This is a genomic window from Brevundimonas sp. NPDC046655, assembly GCF_044901625.1.
In the GTDB taxonomy this organism is placed as follows: domain Bacteria; phylum Pseudomonadota; class Alphaproteobacteria; order Caulobacterales; family Caulobacteraceae; genus Brevundimonas.
The window spans coordinates 1,322,162-1,338,653 of record NZ_JBJDPV010000001.1; the positions used below are offsets into that span (position 1 = coordinate 1,322,162).

The following is a 16,492-nucleotide window of genomic DNA, read 5'->3' on the forward strand; positions in this document are numbered from 1 at the left end:
CGCCTTTTCCCGCTTCCCCCGGACCCGTCTGTTTTCATGCGTTTCCCGTCCTCCCGCCTTGATCGCCGCGCCCTGCTGACGGGCCTGGTCGTCGCGCCCGCCGTGCTCAGCTTCGGTCGGGCCCAGGCGGGCGGCGCCTATCTGTTCCCGCTCGGCGTCGCCAGCGGCGATCCCGCCCCCGACGGCTTCGTCATCTGGACCCGCCTGGCCGCCGATCCCCTGGCCGCCGACGGTCTGGGCGGCCTGTCCGCCGCCGTTCCCGTGCGCTGGGAAGTCGCCGCCGACGACCAGTTCCGCCGCATCGTCGCCGCCGGCGACACCGCCGCTTCGGCCGACGCGGCGCATAGCCTGCATGTCGAGGTCGCGGGCCTCGCCCCCGGCCGCCCCTACTGGTACCGCTTCACCGCCCAGGGTCAGCAGAGCCCGACCGGCCGCGCCCTGACCACGCCCGCCCCGAACGCCCAGGCCGACCGCCTGCGCCTGGCCGTCGCCTCCTGCTCGCACTGGGAGCGCGGCTATTTCAGCGCCTATGGCCACATGGCCGACGAGGCGCCGGACCTGACCCTGTTCCTGGGCGACTACATCTATGAATACAGCCTGGGGCCGGACCGCGCCGATCAGGTCGTGCGTCCCTACAATCTGGAAGAGGCGACGACCCTGGCGGGCTATCGCAACCGCTACGCCCTGCACCGCACCGACGCCAACCTGCAGCGCCTGCACGCCGCCGCTCCCTGCCTCGCCGTTTGGGACGACCACGAGGTTCAGGACGACTATTCCGGCGTCTGGTCCAAGGTCTCGGGCGTCGCCCCGACCGACTTCCTGCAGCGGCGCGCCGCCGCCTATCAGGCCTTCTACGAGGCCATGCCGATCCGCCGCACGCGCCTGAGCGCCGCGATGCAGATGCCTATCTATCGCCGCGTCCGCTACGGCAAACTGGCCGAGTTCTTCATGCTGGACGGCCGCCAGTACCGCTCGAAACAGCCGTGCAGCGACGGCGCCAACGGCGGCAAGGGCCAGATCGTCACGGACGCGACCTGCACCGACCGCATGGATCCGTCGCGCACCTTCCTCGGCTTCGAGCAGGAGCGCTGGCTCTACGACGGCCTGGCCCGCGCCGAGGCGCGCTGGAACATCCTGGGCCAGAACCTGGTCATGGCGGGCCTGCGTCTGGCCCGCAGTCCGGCCGAGGAGAACCGCTACTGGACCGACACCTGGGACGGCTTCCCCGCCGCGCGCGACCGCCTGACTTCGGCCCTCTCCGAGCTCAAGCCGTCCAATCCCGTGGTCCTCAGCGGCGACTACCACTCCTTCTGGACCAATGACGTGAAGCTGGACAGCCGCGACCCGTCGTCGGCCACCGTGGCCACCGAGTTCGTCGGCACCTCCATCACCTCGACCGGCCCCAGCTACGACGGCCTGATGGCCGTTATGCCCAACAATCCCCAGATCAAGTTCTTCGACAGCCGCCCGCGCGGCTATATGTCGATCGACGTGCGCCCCGACCGCATGGACACGCGCTATCAGGTCATCAGCGACGTGCGCGATCCCAGGGCCAGCCTGTCGACCCTGAAATCCTGGACCGTGGAGTCGGGTCGCCCCGGCGCCGTCGCCGCATGATCCCCTTCCACCGGAGCTTCCTCATGACCCAGCCGCGCCTCGCCTCCTCTCTCGTCGCGATGAGCCTGGCTCTGGCCCTGAGCGGGGCTTTGGGCGGCTGCGCCGGCGCGGTTGCGCCTCAAACGGCCGCCCTCGAGACGCCGGCGCCCGCTGCCTTCTGGACCGGCTTCCGCGATCATCCGCACGGCTATCTGACGGCCGAGAACACGCCCAACGCCGCCAACTTCCTGCCGCCGCCGCCCGCCGAGGGCTCGCTGCGCGAACAGGCCGACATCGCCGCCTATCGCGAGATGCGGTCACTCGAAGGGACCGAACGCTGGGTCATCGCCCGCGCTGATAACGAGATTGAGACGCCGGGCGCGCCGCGCGCTTTCGACTGCGCCCTGGGCTTCAAGTTCGAGCCCGAAAAGATGCCGACCCTCACCCTGCTGATGGGCAAGATGCTGGGCGATCTGGAGATGATCCAGACGCCGGCCAAGAAGGGCTACTTCCGCAAGCGTCCCTTCGTGGTCGAATCCCTGCCGACCTGCATCGCGCCGGAAAGCTGGCTGGCGGCCAGCGGTTCCTATCCGTCAGGCCACTCGGCCCTGGGCTGGGCCTGGGCCCTTGTGCTGGCCGAACTGGCGCCGGACCGCGCCGATCAGATCCTGCGCCGCGGCCTGGCCTATGGCGAAAGCCGTGCGGTCTGCGGCGTCCACTATCCCAGCGACGTCGAGGCGGGCCGTATCGTCGGCGCGACCATCGTCACCCGGCTGAAAGCAGACCCGGTCTTCCAGGCCGACTTCGCCAAGGCCAAGGTCGAGTTCGAGGCCGCCCGCGCCGCCGCTAGCGAAGCCACGGCCGCCTGCCCCGCCTCGCTGGCGCGCCAGCCGTGGTGAGGCGCGCGTATTCGATGGCGTGATTGGAAATCCATGACGTAGGCTGACAAAGATCGGCCGCGTCGCCGAGGGGGAGATCAAGGCAAGGTGACGAGAACAGGGGCGAGGACTTCGGTGATCGGGCGGACGCGACGCGGGCTGGCGGCGCGGCTGCTGTTTGCCCTGACGCTGACCCTTTCGCTCGCCCTGCACGGCGCCCCGTCCCACGCCCAGACGCCCGCCGCCCGGGACCGCCTGATCCTGGGCCTGCCGCTGGAGCCGCCCAACCTCGACCCGACCTCGGGCGCGGCGGCGGCGGTGGATGAAGTCGTCTACGCCAACGTCTTCGAGGGCCTGACCAGGCTGACGCAGACCGGGATCGTTGCGCCCGCCCTTGCGGAATCGTGGGAAGCTGCGCCCGACGGCCTGACCTGGACCTTCCACCTTAGGCGCGGCGTCACCTTCTCGGACGGCTCGCCCTTCGACGCCTCGGTGGCGAAGTTCTCGCTGGACCGCATCACGGCCGAAGGCTCGACCAACGCGCAGAAGGCCCTGTTCGCGCCGATCCGCAGCGTCGAGGTCATCGATCCCGCCACGATCCGCATCCATCTGTCGCGACCCATGGCCACCCTGCCCTATGTCCTGGCCTGGGGCGACGCGGTCATGGTCTCGCCGAAGAGCGCCGCGACCAACGCCGTCACCCCGGTCGGCACCGGCCCGTTCAAGCTGCAGAGCTGGCAGCGCGGCAGTCAGCTGACGCTGGTGCGCCGTGACGGCTACTGGGGCGCCGCGCCCCGCCTGAACACCGTCGTCTTCCGCTTCATCAGCGACCCGACCGCCGCCTTCGCCGCCGTCAGCGCCGGCGACGTGGACGCCTTCCCCAACTATCCCGCGCCCGAAAACGTCGCCCAGTTCCAGCGCGACCCGCGCTTCCGCGTCGTCGTCGGCGCATCCGAGGGCAAGGTCATCCTGGGCATCAACAACACCAGGGCGCCGTTCAACGACGTGCGGGTGCGCCGGGCCCTGTCCTACGCCATCGACCGCGAGGCCCTGATCCAGGGGGCCATGTTCGGTTTCGGCCAGCCGATCGGCAGCCACTATTCGCGTCAGGCGCCGGGCTATGTCGACCTGACCGGCCTGTCCCCGCACGACCCGGCCAAGGCGCGTCAGTTACTGGCCGAAGCGGGCTATCCCAACGGCATCGACGTGACCCTGCGCCTGCCGCCCCGCCCCTACGCCCGGCGCAGCGGCGAGGTGCTGATTTCGCAGCTGGCCCAGGCGGGCATCCGCGCCAGGATCGAGAACCTTGAATGGGCCCAGTGGCTGGATCAGGTGTTCAAGCGCCGCCAGTTCGACCTGACCATCGTCGAGCACGTCGAGCCGATGGACTACGACATCTATGGCCGCAAGGACTACTATTTCGGCTACGACAGCCCCGCCTTCGACGCCCTGCTGGCCCAGGTGAACGCCGCCCCGGACGAGCCGACGCGCAACCGCCTTCTGGGCGACCTGCAACGCCGCATCGCCGATGACGCCGTCAACGGCTTCCTGTTCCAGTCCTCGCGCATCGGCGTGTGGAAGGCGGACGTGAACGGCCTGTGGATCAACGGCCCCATCGCCGCCAACGACGTCACCGGCGCCTGGTGGACCGGCGCGGGCGCCGCTGCATCCGCCAGCGCCGAGCGCGCGGGCGGCGGTTTGCCCTGGGGCTGGATCAGCCTGATCGCGGGCGTCGCCCTGCTGGCCTTCGTCGCCTGGCGCTTCGGCGCGGCCTGGCTGCTGAAGAAGCTGGGCGGCCACGCCCTGACCCTGCTGGCGGCGACCGTGGTCATCTTCCTGCTGCTGCAGGTCGTGCCTGGCGATCCGGCCAGCTACATGATGGGCCTGAACGCCAGCCCGGAGGCCATCAACGCCCTGCGCCAGCAGATGGGCCTCGAAGGTTCGGGCTTTGAGCGTTACTTCGCCTGGCTCGGCGACCTGCTGACCGGTCAGTTCGGAACCAGCTACACCTATCAGGTGCCGGTCGGCGGCCTGATCGCGGAACGTCTGGCGGTGTCGGCGCCGCTGGCCCTGATGGCCACCGTCCTGTCGCTGCTGGTCGCCCTGCCCATCGGCGTCACCGCCGCCAGCCGCCGGGGAACCGCCGTCGACACCGGCCTGATCGGCGTGACCCAGGTCGGCGTCGCCCTGCCCAACTTCTGGATCGCCATGCTGCTGATCCTGCTGTTCTCGGTGAACCTGGGCTGGTTCTCAGCCGGCGGCTTCCCCGGCTGGAGCGCCGGCTTCTGGCCCGGCTTCAAGGCCCTCATCCTGCCCGCCGTCGCGCTGGCCGCGCCGCAGGCCGCCATCCTCGCCCGCGTCCTGCGCACCGCCTTGCTCGACACGATGAACGAGGACTATGTCCGCACCGCCCGCGCCAAGGGGTTGAGCGTCAATCAGGCCCTGTGGCGGCACGCCCTGCGCAACGCCTGGATCCCGGTCCTGACCATTCTCGGCCTTCAGTTCCCCTTCCTGCTGGCGGGCGGCATCATCATCGAGAACGTCTTCTCCCTGCCCGGCCTCGGCCGTCTGGTCTTCCAGGCCATCACCCAGCGCGACCTGATCGTGGTTCAGAGCGTGGTGGTGGTGCTGGTCTTCGCCGTGGTTCTGGTCAGCTTCCTGATCGACCTGGCCTATCTGTTCGCCGATCCGCGCCTGAGGGGACGCCGCGCATGACCGACGCCCCTACCGTCACCGCCGCCAAGCCCCGCGTGCGCTGGCCCCTGTCCTTAATCGTCGGCGCGGCGCTGACCGCCGTCGTCCTGCTGACCGCCCTCCTCGCCCTCGTCTGGACGCCCTATGACGTCGAGGCGGTGGACATCGCCGCCAAGCTGACCGCGCCCTCCGCCGCCCACCCGTTCGGCACCGACCACTTCGGCCGCGACGTGCTGTCGATGATCATGGCGGGGGCGCAGAACTCCCTCATCGTGGCCTTCGTCGCCGTCGGCATCGGTGTCGGCATAGGCACGCCGCTAGGCCTGACCGCGGCGGCGCGCGGCGGCTGGATCGACGAACTGGTCATGCGCGGCAACGACCTGATCTTCGCCTTCCCCGCCCTGCTGCTGGCCGTGATGATCACCGCTGTCATGGGGCCGGGCGCGATCAATGCGATCATCGCCATCGGCGTCTTCAACATCCCCGTCTTCACCCGTGTCGCCCGCGGCGCGGCGCAGGGCCTGTGGACCCGCGAATACGTCCTGGCCGCCCGCACGGCGGGCAAGTCCAAGGCCCTGATCTCGCTCCAGCATATCCTGCCCAATCTGATGAGCCTGCTGGTGGTTCAGGCCGCGATCCAGTTCGCCGTCGGCATCGTCGCCGAGGCCGGGCTGTCCTATGTCGGCCTGGGCGCCCAGCCGCCCGCGCCCAGCTGGGGCCGGATGCTGGCCGAGGCCCAGACCATGATCGGCTTCGCGCCCTGGCTGGCCATCATGCCGGGCGTGGCCATCTTCGTGACCGTGCTGGGTCTCAGCCTGACCGGCGACGGCCTGCGCGACCTGTTCGACCCGCGCGTGCGGCGGGAGCGTTGACCATGACCGTCCTCGACATCCGCGACCTCAGCCTGTCGATCGGCTCCACGCCGATCCTGAAGAATGTCAGCCTGTCCGTCGCCCCCGGCGAAATCCTCGGCCTTGTCGGCGAGAGCGGCTCGGGCAAGTCCATGACCTCCCTGGCCGTGCTGGGCCTGACGCCGCCGCGGGCGACCCTGACGGGCGAGATCCGTCTGAACGGTCAGGTCGTCTCGAACGCGCCCGACGCCGTGATGCAGCAGGTGCGCGGCCGCGACGTGGGCATCATCTTCCAGGAGCCGATGACGGCCCTGAACCCCGTCATGACCATCGGCGATCAGGTCGCCGAGACGGTCCGCCTGCACAAGAAGGCCTCGCGCAAGGAAGCCCTCTGCGTCGCCCGTTCCGTGCTGGACCGGGTCGGCCTGCCCGCCGAACGCTTCCCCCTGAACCGCTATCCCCACGAGTTGTCGGGCGGCCAGAGGCAGCGCGTGGCCATCGCCATCGCCATCGCCCTGACGCCGAAACTGCTGATCGCGGACGAGGCGACGACGGCGCTGGACGTGACGACGCAGGCCCAGGTTCTGGACCTGCTGAAGCGGCTGGTGCGCGAGGACGGCATGGGCCTGATCCTCATCACCCACGACCTCGCCGTCGTGGCCGAAACCGCCGACCGCGTGGCGGTGATGAAGGACGGCGAACTGGTCGAGGAAGCGCCGGTCAGCCGCATCCGCACCGGCATGGCCCACGCCTATTCCCAGCGCCTGCTGGCCAACGCCACCCACACCCCGACGCGCCACAGGCGCCCCCAGGCCGACGCCGCCCCCGTGCTTCAGGTCGAGGGTCTGGTGCGCGAATACGGCGGCGCGCCCGCCCTGTTCGGCAGGTCGAACACTTTTCGCGCCGTGGATCAGGTCAGCCTGTCGATCCAGCCGGGCGAGAGCGTCGGCCTGGTCGGCGAAAGCGGCTGCGGCAAGTCCACCCTGCTGCGCGCCATCCTCGCCCTGGAAACCCCGCAAGGCGGCCGTGTCCGGGTCAAGGGCCGCGACATCACCGCCGCGCGCGGCGCCGCGCTGAAATCCATCCGCCGCGACATCCAGGTGGTGTTCCAGGATCCCTACGGCAGCTTCGACCCGCGCTGGAAGGTCAGCGATCTGGTGGCCGAAAACTTCCACCTGCTGGACGCCAAACCCACCCCCGCCGAGGCCCGCCGCCGCGTCGATGAAATGCTGGAGCGCGTGGGTCTAAGCAGCAGCGCCGCCGACCGCTATCCGCACGAGTTCTCGGGCGGCCAGCGCCAGCGCATCGCCATCGCCCGCGCCCTGATCACCGAGCCCTCGGTCATCTGTCTGGACGAGGCGGTCTCGGCGCTGGACGTTTCGGTGCGGGCCCAGGTGCTGGACCTGCTGGCCGACCTGTCAGACCGGCTCGGCCTGTCCTATCTGTTCGTGACCCACGACCTCAGCGTCGTGCGCACGGTGACGGATCGCCTGCTGGTCATGCAGGCCGGAAAGATCGTCGAACAGGGCGACACCGCCGCCGTCTTCGCCGCCCCTTCGCACCCCTATACGCAGAAACTTCTGGCGGCGACGCCGGATCTGGTCCGCAATCACGCTCTGGAAAAGGAAACCGCCGGATGAACCGCAGAACCGTCCTCGGCTCGGCCCTGATCGGCGCCGCAGCCTCCGCCGCCGGCGCCGCCAGCGCCAAACCCGCCGCCCAAAGCGCCGCCCGCGCCTCCGGCCGCACCGGGCCGCTGAACCTCATCACCGACGTCGAGGGCATCAAGGTCGGACAGGCGCACGACGCAGGCGTCCGCACCGGCGTCACCGTCATCCTGGCCGAAAAGCCCGCCGTCGCCGCCGTGGACGTGCGCGGCGGCGGCCCCGCCGGGCGCGAGACGGACGTCCTGCGCGCCGAAAACCTGGTGCAGGAGGTGGACGCCATCATCCTGTCGGGCGGCTCGGTCTACGGTCTGGGTTCGGCCGACAGCGTCGCCGCCTGGATGGGGATGCGCGGGCGCGGCTACGGCATGGGCGGCGCGCCGGGCGTGCCCCCCTCGCCCATCATCCCGACCGCCTGCCTCTATGATCTGGCCAACGGCGGCAACAAGAAGTGGGAAATGGAGCCGCCCTATCGTCGCCTGTCGGTTCAGGCGCTCGAGGCAGCCGGCGACCGCTTCGACCTGGGCACCGCCGGCGCGGGCTATGGCGCCGAGGCCGGCGCGCTGAAGGGCGGCATCGGCTCGGCCTCGGCCGTCATGGCCTCCGGCTGGACGGTCGGCGCCATCGTCGCGGTCAACAGCGTCGGCTCGGTCGTGGCGCCGGGCGGCAAGACCTTCTGGGCCGCGCCTTATGAGATCGGCGACGAGTTCGGCGGCCTCGGCTCATCCGGCCTGCACGCCTCGGCCGAGGACTGGGGACTGTCCAAGTTCCGGCCCCAGCCGCGCGAGAACACCACCATCGCCTGCATCGCCACCGACGTCGCCCTGACTCGCGTGGAGCTTCAGCGCATGGCCATCATGGCCCAGGACGGCATGGCGCGCGCCATCCGCCCCGCCCACGCGCCGTTCGACGGCGACACTCTGTTCTGTCTGTCCACCGGCAAGAAGGTCATCGACAACCCGGCCATGCGTCAGGTCGCAGTGGCCCAACTGGGCAACGTCGCCGCCGACGTCCTGGCCCGCGCGGTGGCGCGCGGCGTCTATCACGCGACCAACTATGAGGGCGTCACGGGCAAGACCTGGCGGGAGCGTTAAGCCCCCGCCAGCCGGTCGTTCAATGCCACTCGCCGCCGCCGATCGGGGCGCCCGGCGGCACGGCCTGGGCGACCGGCAGGGTCTCGCTGAGCGCCTTCAGGCCCTCGACCGGCCCGGTCAGAGCATCGGCCAGCCAGGCGCACTGGGCCGTTTCCAGCCGGTCGCCGCGGCAGCGTTTCAACTGCTCGCCGAAGCGGCGCGCGCTGTCGCGCACCGCGCCCTGGGCCGTGGATGACAGGTCCTTGCCCTGGATCAAAGCGGCCAGATAGGCGGCGTAGCGCGCCCGGGTCACGCGGCGCAGCTCGGCCTGACGCGAACTGAGGCCGCCCCCCGGCCCCACTGCCGTCGCGGTCCGGTCCAGCACCTCGGTCAGGCCCAGTTGCCCTGCATCAAGACGCTGCTGTTCGACCAGACGGTTCAGCCGCTCAGGCGCCAGAAGGGTCTCGAACACCACCTCGGACGCCGCCGCCGCGGCCGATGACGGGTCGAACACGGCGTCGGTCTTGCCCTCGAACAGCTCGATCTGCATCTGCCGGTCGGGATTGCCTGACTGGGCCGAAGACAGCAGGTCGATCAGGTCGTCGCGCAGGTCCAGCTCGGCCGGCGACAGCGCCTGCATCAGGGCCTCCAGCGCCGCGCGCTGCTTGTCGGCAGGCACGACCTCGGCCCGCTCATGACCGTCGCCGCTGATGGCGTAGCCATAGTCCACGCCGCCGATCTGGCGCCCGACCGCCGTGGTCTGATAGCGGTGATAGAGGTAGATGGGCACGATCACGCGGCGCAGGTCCGCTGCGGGCGCGCCTGCGGGCAGATTGGCCAGGCCGAAGCGCGACAGGGCGATGCGCCGCACCGCCATGACATTGGCGAACTCGGCGACCGGGTCGGTCCCGTTGTCCCACATGGCGGCGTAGGGCTGCAGACTGCCGAGCGGCCGGGTGTCGGTGTCGTTGACGAAGCGATAGCCCTTGCCTTGAGCCTCCGCCGCCAGTCCGGCGCGACGCGCCACCGCGTCCTGCCCCGGCGCATCGCCATAGAGCCAGTCCACCACATAGCGGTCCCAGGCGCCGACGCCGGTCGTATAGGCGCGGCTGAAGTCCAGACGCTCGCCATCGGCGATCACCCAGGGCGCCGGATAGTCCATGACCGAGGCCCGGTCCTCATAGGTCGAGGCGGCGAAGTTGTGGGCGATGCCCAGGGCATGGCCGATCTCGTGCGCCGACAGGTGACGCAGGCGCTGATAGGCCAGACGGTCGGGATCGTCCTCGCCGCCCGTGCCGGCGCGGTCGGCGCCGACCAGACCCTCGAAGATCATCTTGTCCTGACGGTCGCGCAGCGAGCCCAGTTGCACCACCCCGCGCACGATCTCGCCGGTGCGCGGGTCGTTGACGCTGGTGCCGGTCGACCAGCCGCGCGTCTCGCGGTGGACCCACGACACGATGTTGTAGCGCGCGTCCATCGGGTGCGCCCCTTCAGGCAGCAGCTCGACCCGGAAGGCGTCTATGTATCCCGCCTTGTCAAAGGCTTGCGCCCACCAGTTGCCGCCCTCGATCAGGGCCTGACGGATGGCGGGCGGGGCGGCGCGGTCCACGTAGAAGACGATGGGCTTCTTCACCGTCGAGCGCGCGGCGGTCGGATCGGTCTTCTCCAGACGGAAACGACGGGCCAGACGGCTGACCACCGGTTGATCCAGATTAGCGGCGAAGTCCGTCACCATGACCTGGGCCGAGGTGCCCGAACGCGGGTCATGCAGCACCGTCTGGAAGCCGTCGTCCGGCAGGCGAATGAAGGAATGGCGCACCGCCAGGGTGACCGAGCGCGACTCCGGCGCGACGCGCGACAGCTCGGGCCCCGGCTCATCGCTGGTGAAGGTCTGGACCGTCTGGAACTCGACATTGTCCGGGAAGACCAGGGTCTGATCGGCGGCGAGGTAGCCCAGGGTCGGCGCCGCCTTGAATGTGCCCAGCCGCGCCCGCTTCAGGCGTCCGACGGCGTTGACCGCGTCGCGCTCCAGAAAGCCCGACAGGTCGACGCTGACCGAACCGTCCGCCCCCGTCTCGACCACCTCGCCGGACCAGACGACCGACGGCGCGAAGGAGGCGGCGACCGCGTTCACCTGATCGGGGTCGGCGTCCACGGCGCGGAACCGGGTGTTCTCGAACTCGGCGAAGACGCGATTGCCCACCTTGCGGAAGGCCACGACCTGGGCCTGCCCCAGGCCGGAGCGGTCCAGCCCGGCCCCGTCCATGCCCAACCCCGCCGACAGTCCCGGCTGATAGAGATAGCGGCCCAGAACCCCGTCCGCGCCCGGCGCGGGCAGACGCACCGTCGCCTTGCCCTTCTGGCGGTCCAGTTTAACGCCGAACAGGCCGTCCTGCCAGGCAAACGTTGACGACGCGGCGGCGGCGGGGCTTCCCGTTTGCGCCAGAACCGGCGCCGTCCCGGCGGCCACAACCAAACCGGCGACGCTCGCCAGCAGAACCGTGCGCAACATGAGCCGCCCCCCGCGGTTGACTGAGATCTACTGGACGCCGAGCGCCAGGGCGTCGGGACGGCGCGTATCCGCCGCGCCCAGGAATCGATCGCCCTCGATCATGATGGACTGGGTGCTGCCCATTGTCATGGACGGGCGGACCGTGTGGCCACGCTCGCGCAGCAGGCGTTCGACGTCGGGCGAGAAGCCGCCTTCCAGTTCCAGCGGGCTGTCGCCCCCGCCCTGGTTCAGGCGCGGACGCATGGCCGCCTCGGCGATGTTCAACTGGTGGTCGATGACGTTGGAGATCAGCTGGACCATGGTGGCGATGATGTAGCCGCCGCCCGGCGTGCCGGTGACCAGCCAGGGCTTGTCGTCGTCAAAGACGATCATCGGGGTGATGGTCGAGCCCAGCCGCTTGCCCGGCGCCGGCGAGTTCGGCTCGCCTCGCGTCCCCCAAGAGAAGTTGTCCAGCGAGTTGTTCAGCAGGATGCCCGTCCCCACCGGGGCGACGTGGGCGCCGTAGGAGTTGGACAGGGTATAGGTGTTCGACACCGCATTGCCGTGGGCGTCGGCCACCGAATAGTGGGTCGTGTCCTGGCTCTCGTAGGGATAGGGGTTGCCCTCCGGGATGTCGGCGGCGGCCAGCGAGCGATCCATGCGGATCAGCTTGACCCGCTCGGCGGCGAATTCCTTGCTGGCCAGTCCCTGCGCCGGCGTTGTCCACTGCGGCGCGCCGCCGATCAGGCGACGGTCCGAGGAGACGATCTTCATCGCTTCCGAGATCAGGTGCAGGCTGTCGACGCTGCCCCAGCGCAGCTCGCGCATGGGGAAGTGCTCCAGCAGGTTCAGCCCCTCGGCCACGCTGACGCCCGAGGCGGTCGGCGGCATGTAGGCGATGCGATGATCGCGATAGGTGGACCAGATCGGCGCGGTCACGTCGGCGCGGTAATCGGCCAGATCCTGCGCATCCATGATCCCGCCGCGCGCCCGCACGCCCTCGACGATCTTCTTCGCCAGTTCGCCGCGATAGAAGGCGTCGGCCCCGCCCTGCTGCACCTGACGCAGGCTCCAGGCCAGTTGCGGCTGTTTGAACAGTTCGCCCGCGCGATAGGCCGTGCCGTCCGCCTTCAGATAGGCCTCGCGCGCGCCAGGGTCGGTGGCCAGAACCGTGGCGCGACCAGCCGTCGCGTCCGCCTCGCCGTCCGACAGGATGACGCCGTCCTCGGCCAGCTTGACCGACGGCGCCACCACCTGGGCCCAGGTCAGTGCGCCGAACCGCTTGTGCGCCTCCCACATCCCCGCGACCGTGCCGGGCACCGAGACATTGCGGAAGCTGGAGGGCGCGCGGCGGTCGAACTTGCCGCTGTCGTCCAGCAGGAAGTCCGGGGTCACAGCGCGCGGCGCCGTGCCGTAATAGTTGATGGCGATGTCCTGGGCCGGGCGATCCGCCGTCGCGGCCATATGCACGATCATGTAGCCGCCGCCGCCGATGTTGCCCGCGCGCGGCAGGGTCACGGCCTCGGCGAAGGCGACCGCAACCGCCGCGTCCACGGCATTGCCGCCCTGCTTCAGGATGTCGACGCCGACCTGAGTCGCCAGGGCGCTCTGGCTCACCACCATGCCGCCCCGCCCGATCGTTGGACTGTGGATCTGGCCATAGCTGACGATGTCGCCGCCGCTGCCGACCGCGGGCCGGGTCGGGACCGCCGCTTCCTGCGCCAGCGCGGGCGCCGCCGCCAACAGAGCCGCCGCGGCGACCGCCAGAATCTTCACGTGAGAACGCATAGCCACCCCGTCACAATTCGCGTCAAATTCATCGAAACATGAAGCCTGGAACCAGGCCGCGCTCGACGAAGAACGCCTGCTTAGAGCGATAGCATTGCCGAAAGAGCGAACTCAAGGCCGTTTTGAGGTGATTACCTTGCTCAGAATCTTGAACAACAGCAATATTTGACCTTAAACGGTTGACGGCGCGATTGTGGCGGCTTCTAGTCAACCTCGAGACAGAACATCCGGGCCAGGCGCATTGCCATGTGCGGCGCCCGGCGTGCGTTTCACGTCTGCCAACAGTCCGACCGCCACCACTCGTGCCTCGGGGGGATACCGAGCTCGATGACCACCACAGGGGATAACCAGATCATGCGTGCAGCCTTCGCTCGTCGAAGCTTGAAGACGGCCATGTTGGCCACCACGGCCCTGTTCGGCGCCACGACCGGCGCCGTCGCTCAGGACGCCCCCGAGGAACAGGCCACCCAGGTCGACGAGATCGTCGTGGTCGGCTCGCAGATCCGCGGCGCCAAGGTGACCGCCGCCCTGCCCGTCACCGTGGTCGGCGAGGAGCAGATCCTGGCCGCCGCCGCCACCTCGGGCGACGAACTGCTGCGCACCATCCCGCAGATGGGCGACGTGACCTTCAACTCCTCCTACCTGCCCGCCAGCTCCAACTCGGCGCGCGGCGACACCGGGTCGGTCAACCTGCGCAGCCTCGGCATCGGCAACACGCTGGTGCTGCTGAACGGCCGCCGCGTCGTCGGTCACCCGACGTCCCAGGCCAACGAGCACCTGGTCCCCGTCCTGACCTACAACACCAACGCCATCCCGGTGTCAGGGCTGAAGCGGCTTGAAGTCCTGCGTGACGGCGCCGCCGCCATCTACGGCGCGGACGCGGTGGCCGGCGTGATCAACACGGTCCTGCGCGACGACATGACCGACTGGACCGTCTCGGCCCAGTACGGCTTCGCCGAGGGCACGGATATGTGGGAGACCAACTTCTCCCTCTACGGCGGCCAGGACATCGCCGAGGGACGCGGCAACGTCTCGCTCTTCTTCAACTATGACCACCGCGACGAGCTCTCGACGCTGGATCAGTCCTTCACCGCCTCTGACGACAAGCGGCCCCTGTTCGACGGCACGGGCTTCACCGGCTCGGCCTTGAACGGCCTGTCGTCGCTGACGCCCTGGGGCCAGTTCACCCTGCCCAGCGCCGCCTCCTACGGCGGTCAGAGCTTCACGACCTTCACCATCCAGCCCAACACCCTGGCGGGATGCGCCGCCGCCCTGGCCGACGGCCTGTGCCTGAAGCGGACGACCAATGTCGACGCCTCCCTGCTGGCGGACACGGCCAAGGAAGACCTGACCGTCGTGCCCGAGGTCGATCGCTTCAACCTCTTCCTGACCGGCCGCTATCAGATCAACGACGCGGTCGAGGCCTTCGGCGAACTGGGCGCCTATTACGCGCAATCCAATGCGCGCCAGGCCCCCATCAACACCCTGTCGTCGGTCGTGATGACCATCGCCGGGACCAACTACTACAACCCGTTCAAGCGGGACGTGCGCCTGACCGGCTATCGCTTCAACGACATGGGGCCGATCAATGTCGAGGTGACGAACGAGCAATTCCGCGCCCTCGGCGGCCTGCGCGGCGAATGGCGCGGCTGGAACTGGGAATCGGCCCTGCTCTGGTCCGAAGCCACCGCCAAGGACGTGTCAGACAACATCTCGACGACCCGGCTGGCGGAATGGGCGGCCAAGTCGACGCCTGACGCCTACAACTTCTTCAACGGCGGCGACCCGGCCAATCCGCGCTTCGGCGACGCCACCCCGTCGAATCAGGAAGCTCTGGACGCCATTCGCGTCGACATGGTCCGCAAGACCAAGACCGAGCTGGGCCTGTTGGACTTCAAGATCTCTCGTCCCGACCTCTTCACCCTGCCCGGCGGCCCGGTCGGCATGGCGGCCGGCATCGAGGCGCGCACCGAGACCCAGTTGGATGATCGCGACAGCCGGATCGACGGCACGATCCGCTACACCGACAAATCCGGCGCGACCTACAGCGACCTGATCAACTCGTCGGAAAACCCCGACACCTACGGCGAGCGCGACGTCTTCTCCGCCTATCTGGAGTTCGCCGCGCCCCTGGTGTCGCCCGAGATGAACATCCCGCTGGTTCACAATCTGGAAGTGCAGGTCGCGGGCCGCTTCGAGAACTATTCAGACTTCGGCGACGTGGCCAAGCCCAAGGTCGCCGCCGCCTGGGACATCGTCGACGGCTTCCGCGTTCGCGGCTCCTGGGCCCAGGGCTTCCGCGCCCCCAACCTGGAGCAGATCAACGCCACGGTGATCACCCGCTCCAACAGCTCGAACGACTACATCTACTGCGAGGCCCTGCTGCGTCGGGGAGCCATCACCGATATGAGCCAGTGCGGCGCAAGCACCGTCTCCGGCATCCCCAACAGCTTCGTGGACAAGGCCAACGCCAGCCAGACCCACGTCCGCAAGCTCACGGCCGAGCGCCGCTCCGGCAACCCCGACCTGCAGCCGGAAGAGTCCGAAACCCTGTCCTTCGGCCTGGTCGTTCAGCCCCGCTTCGTCCCCGAACAGTTCGGAAACTTCACCTTCACCGCCGACTGGTGGCAGGTCGAGCAGACCGGCATGGTCGGTCTGTTCCGCGGCCAGAACGCCCTGATCCTGGACTACCTGCTGCGCAAGCAGGGCAGCTCGAACCCCAATGTCGTGCGCGCCGATGCGACCGCCGCCGATCAGGCCATCTTCGCAGGCACCGGCCTGACCGCCGTCGGCGAGGTGCAATACATCACCGACGCCTACACCAACCAGCAGCCCCAGACTGTCGAGGGTCTGGATCTGGGTGCCATGTGGAGCCTGCGTGACACGGCTTACGGCGACTTCAGCCTGAACCTGAACGTCTCGCACCTGCTGAAATACTACCTGGAGCTGGCGCCGGGCGCTCAGGCCCTGGTGGACGCCAAGGAGAAGGGCGACATCGCTTCGTCGATCTCCCTGGGCGGCAGCATGGGCGACATGATCCGCGATCTGGGTCGCCCCGAGTGGAAGTGGTCCCTGTCCGGCACCTGGCGCAAGGACGCCTGGACCGTCGGCGCCTTCACCCAGTACATCTCGTCCCTCTATGACGACAGCCTGACCAACTCGGCGGGCGACTACTGGACGGTGGACGCCACCATCACCGCCAACCTCTATGGCGAGTATCAGTTCGACGAGGGCCGCCTGGCCGGAACGGCTGTGCGCGTCGGCGTGCGCAACCTGACCGACGAGGAACCGCCCCTGTCGGCCGCGGGCTTCGTCGGCACCGTCTATCAGCCCTATGGCCGCTACTGGTACGCCAGCTTCCGCAAGACCTTCTGATCTGGTCTTGATCCTCTCGGGCGGAAGGCGAGCCATCGTCTTCCGCCCTTCGTCTATTCGCCGTCCGTTTGTGGAGTTCCCG

Annotated in this window: 9 protein-coding genes; 7 read left to right on the plus strand and 2 right to left on the minus strand. The window is 69.2% G+C overall.

The window, feature by feature from the left end:
• Positions 1-36: 36 nt before the first annotated feature.
• The 6 genes from ACI2KI_RS06520 (at position 37) to ACI2KI_RS06545 (ending at position 8,777) form a co-directional block, all read left to right on the plus strand.
• Positions 37-1,617, plus strand: a complete 1,581-nt coding sequence (locus tag ACI2KI_RS06520) for an alkaline phosphatase D family protein (protein ID WP_404618536.1) — start codon at positions 37-39, stop codon at positions 1,615-1,617.
• A 23-nt stretch (positions 1,618-1,640) separates the two neighbouring features.
• The gene (locus ACI2KI_RS06525; RefSeq protein ID WP_404618538.1) at positions 1,641-2,495 is read left to right on the plus strand and encodes a phosphatase PAP2 family protein; all 855 of its coding nucleotides are present in this window, start codon (positions 1,641-1,643) and stop codon (positions 2,493-2,495) included.
• Positions 2,496-2,609: 114 nt separating this feature from the next.
• Positions 2,610-5,189, plus strand: a complete 2,580-nt coding sequence (locus ACI2KI_RS06530; protein ID WP_404618540.1) for an ABC transporter substrate-binding protein — start codon at positions 2,610-2,612, stop codon at positions 5,187-5,189.
• Positions 5,186-6,040, plus strand: coding sequence for an ABC transporter permease (locus tag ACI2KI_RS06535; protein WP_404618542.1), 855 nt, complete (start codon positions 5,186-5,188; stop codon positions 6,038-6,040). Before ACI2KI_RS06530 ends, ACI2KI_RS06535 begins: the two co-directional genes overlap by 4 nt.
• Before the next feature lie 2 nt (positions 6,041-6,042).
• Positions 6,043-7,659 carry an ABC transporter ATP-binding protein gene (locus ACI2KI_RS06540; RefSeq protein ID WP_404618544.1) on the plus strand — a complete coding sequence of 539 codons (1,617 nt, stop codon included), beginning with the start codon at positions 6,043-6,045 and terminating at the stop codon, positions 7,657-7,659.
• Positions 7,656-8,777 carry a P1 family peptidase gene (locus tag ACI2KI_RS06545; protein WP_404618546.1) on the plus strand — a complete coding sequence of 374 codons (1,122 nt, stop codon included), beginning with the start codon at positions 7,656-7,658 and terminating at the stop codon, positions 8,775-8,777. Before ACI2KI_RS06540 ends, ACI2KI_RS06545 begins: the two co-directional genes overlap by 4 nt.
• Before the next feature lie 19 nt (positions 8,778-8,796).
• On the opposite strand, the gene ACI2KI_RS06550 is transcribed toward ACI2KI_RS06545, so the two are convergent.
• Both ACI2KI_RS06550 and ggt read right to left on the minus strand, forming a co-directional pair.
• On the minus strand, positions 8,797-11,268 hold the full coding sequence (locus ACI2KI_RS06550; protein ID WP_404618548.1) for a zinc-dependent metalloprotease: 2,472 nt from the start codon (positions 11,266-11,268) through the stop codon (positions 8,797-8,799).
• Positions 11,269-11,295: 27 nt separating this feature from the next.
• Positions 11,296-13,035, minus strand: a complete 1,740-nt coding sequence (gene ggt, locus ACI2KI_RS06555; RefSeq protein WP_404618550.1) for a gamma-glutamyltransferase — start codon at positions 13,033-13,035, stop codon at positions 11,296-11,298.
• Positions 13,036-13,428: 393 nt separating this feature from the next.
• On the opposite strand from ggt, the gene ACI2KI_RS06560 reads away from it, so the two are divergent.
• Positions 13,429-16,410, plus strand: a complete 2,982-nt coding sequence (locus tag ACI2KI_RS06560; RefSeq protein ID WP_404618552.1) for a TonB-dependent receptor domain-containing protein — start codon at positions 13,429-13,431, stop codon at positions 16,408-16,410.
• The last annotated feature ends 82 nt before the right edge of the window (positions 16,411-16,492 follow it).

Coding starts and splice junctions, on each gene's coding strand:
- ACI2KI_RS06520 (WP_404618536.1), top strand. CDS start 37: ATGCGTTTCCCGTCCTCCCGCCTTGATCGCCGCGCCCTGCTGACGGGC.
- ACI2KI_RS06525 (WP_404618538.1), top strand. CDS start 1,641: ATGACCCAGCCGCGCCTCGCCTCCTCTCTCGTCGCGATGAGCCTGGCT.
- ACI2KI_RS06535 (WP_404618542.1), top strand. CDS start 5,186: ATGACCGACGCCCCTACCGTCACCGCCGCCAAGCCCCGCGTGCGCTGG.
- ACI2KI_RS06540 (WP_404618544.1), top strand. CDS start 6,043: ATGACCGTCCTCGACATCCGCGACCTCAGCCTGTCGATCGGCTCCACG.
- ACI2KI_RS06545 (WP_404618546.1), top strand. CDS start 7,656: ATGAACCGCAGAACCGTCCTCGGCTCGGCCCTGATCGGCGCCGCAGCC.
- ACI2KI_RS06550 (WP_404618548.1), bottom strand. CDS start 11,268: ATGTTGCGCACGGTTCTGCTGGCGAGCGTCGCCGGTTTGGTTGTGGCC.
- ggt (WP_404618550.1), bottom strand. CDS start 13,035: ATGCGTTCTCACGTGAAGATTCTGGCGGTCGCCGCGGCGGCTCTGTTG.
- ACI2KI_RS06560 (WP_404618552.1), top strand. CDS start 13,429: ATGTTGGCCACCACGGCCCTGTTCGGCGCCACGACCGGCGCCGTCGCT.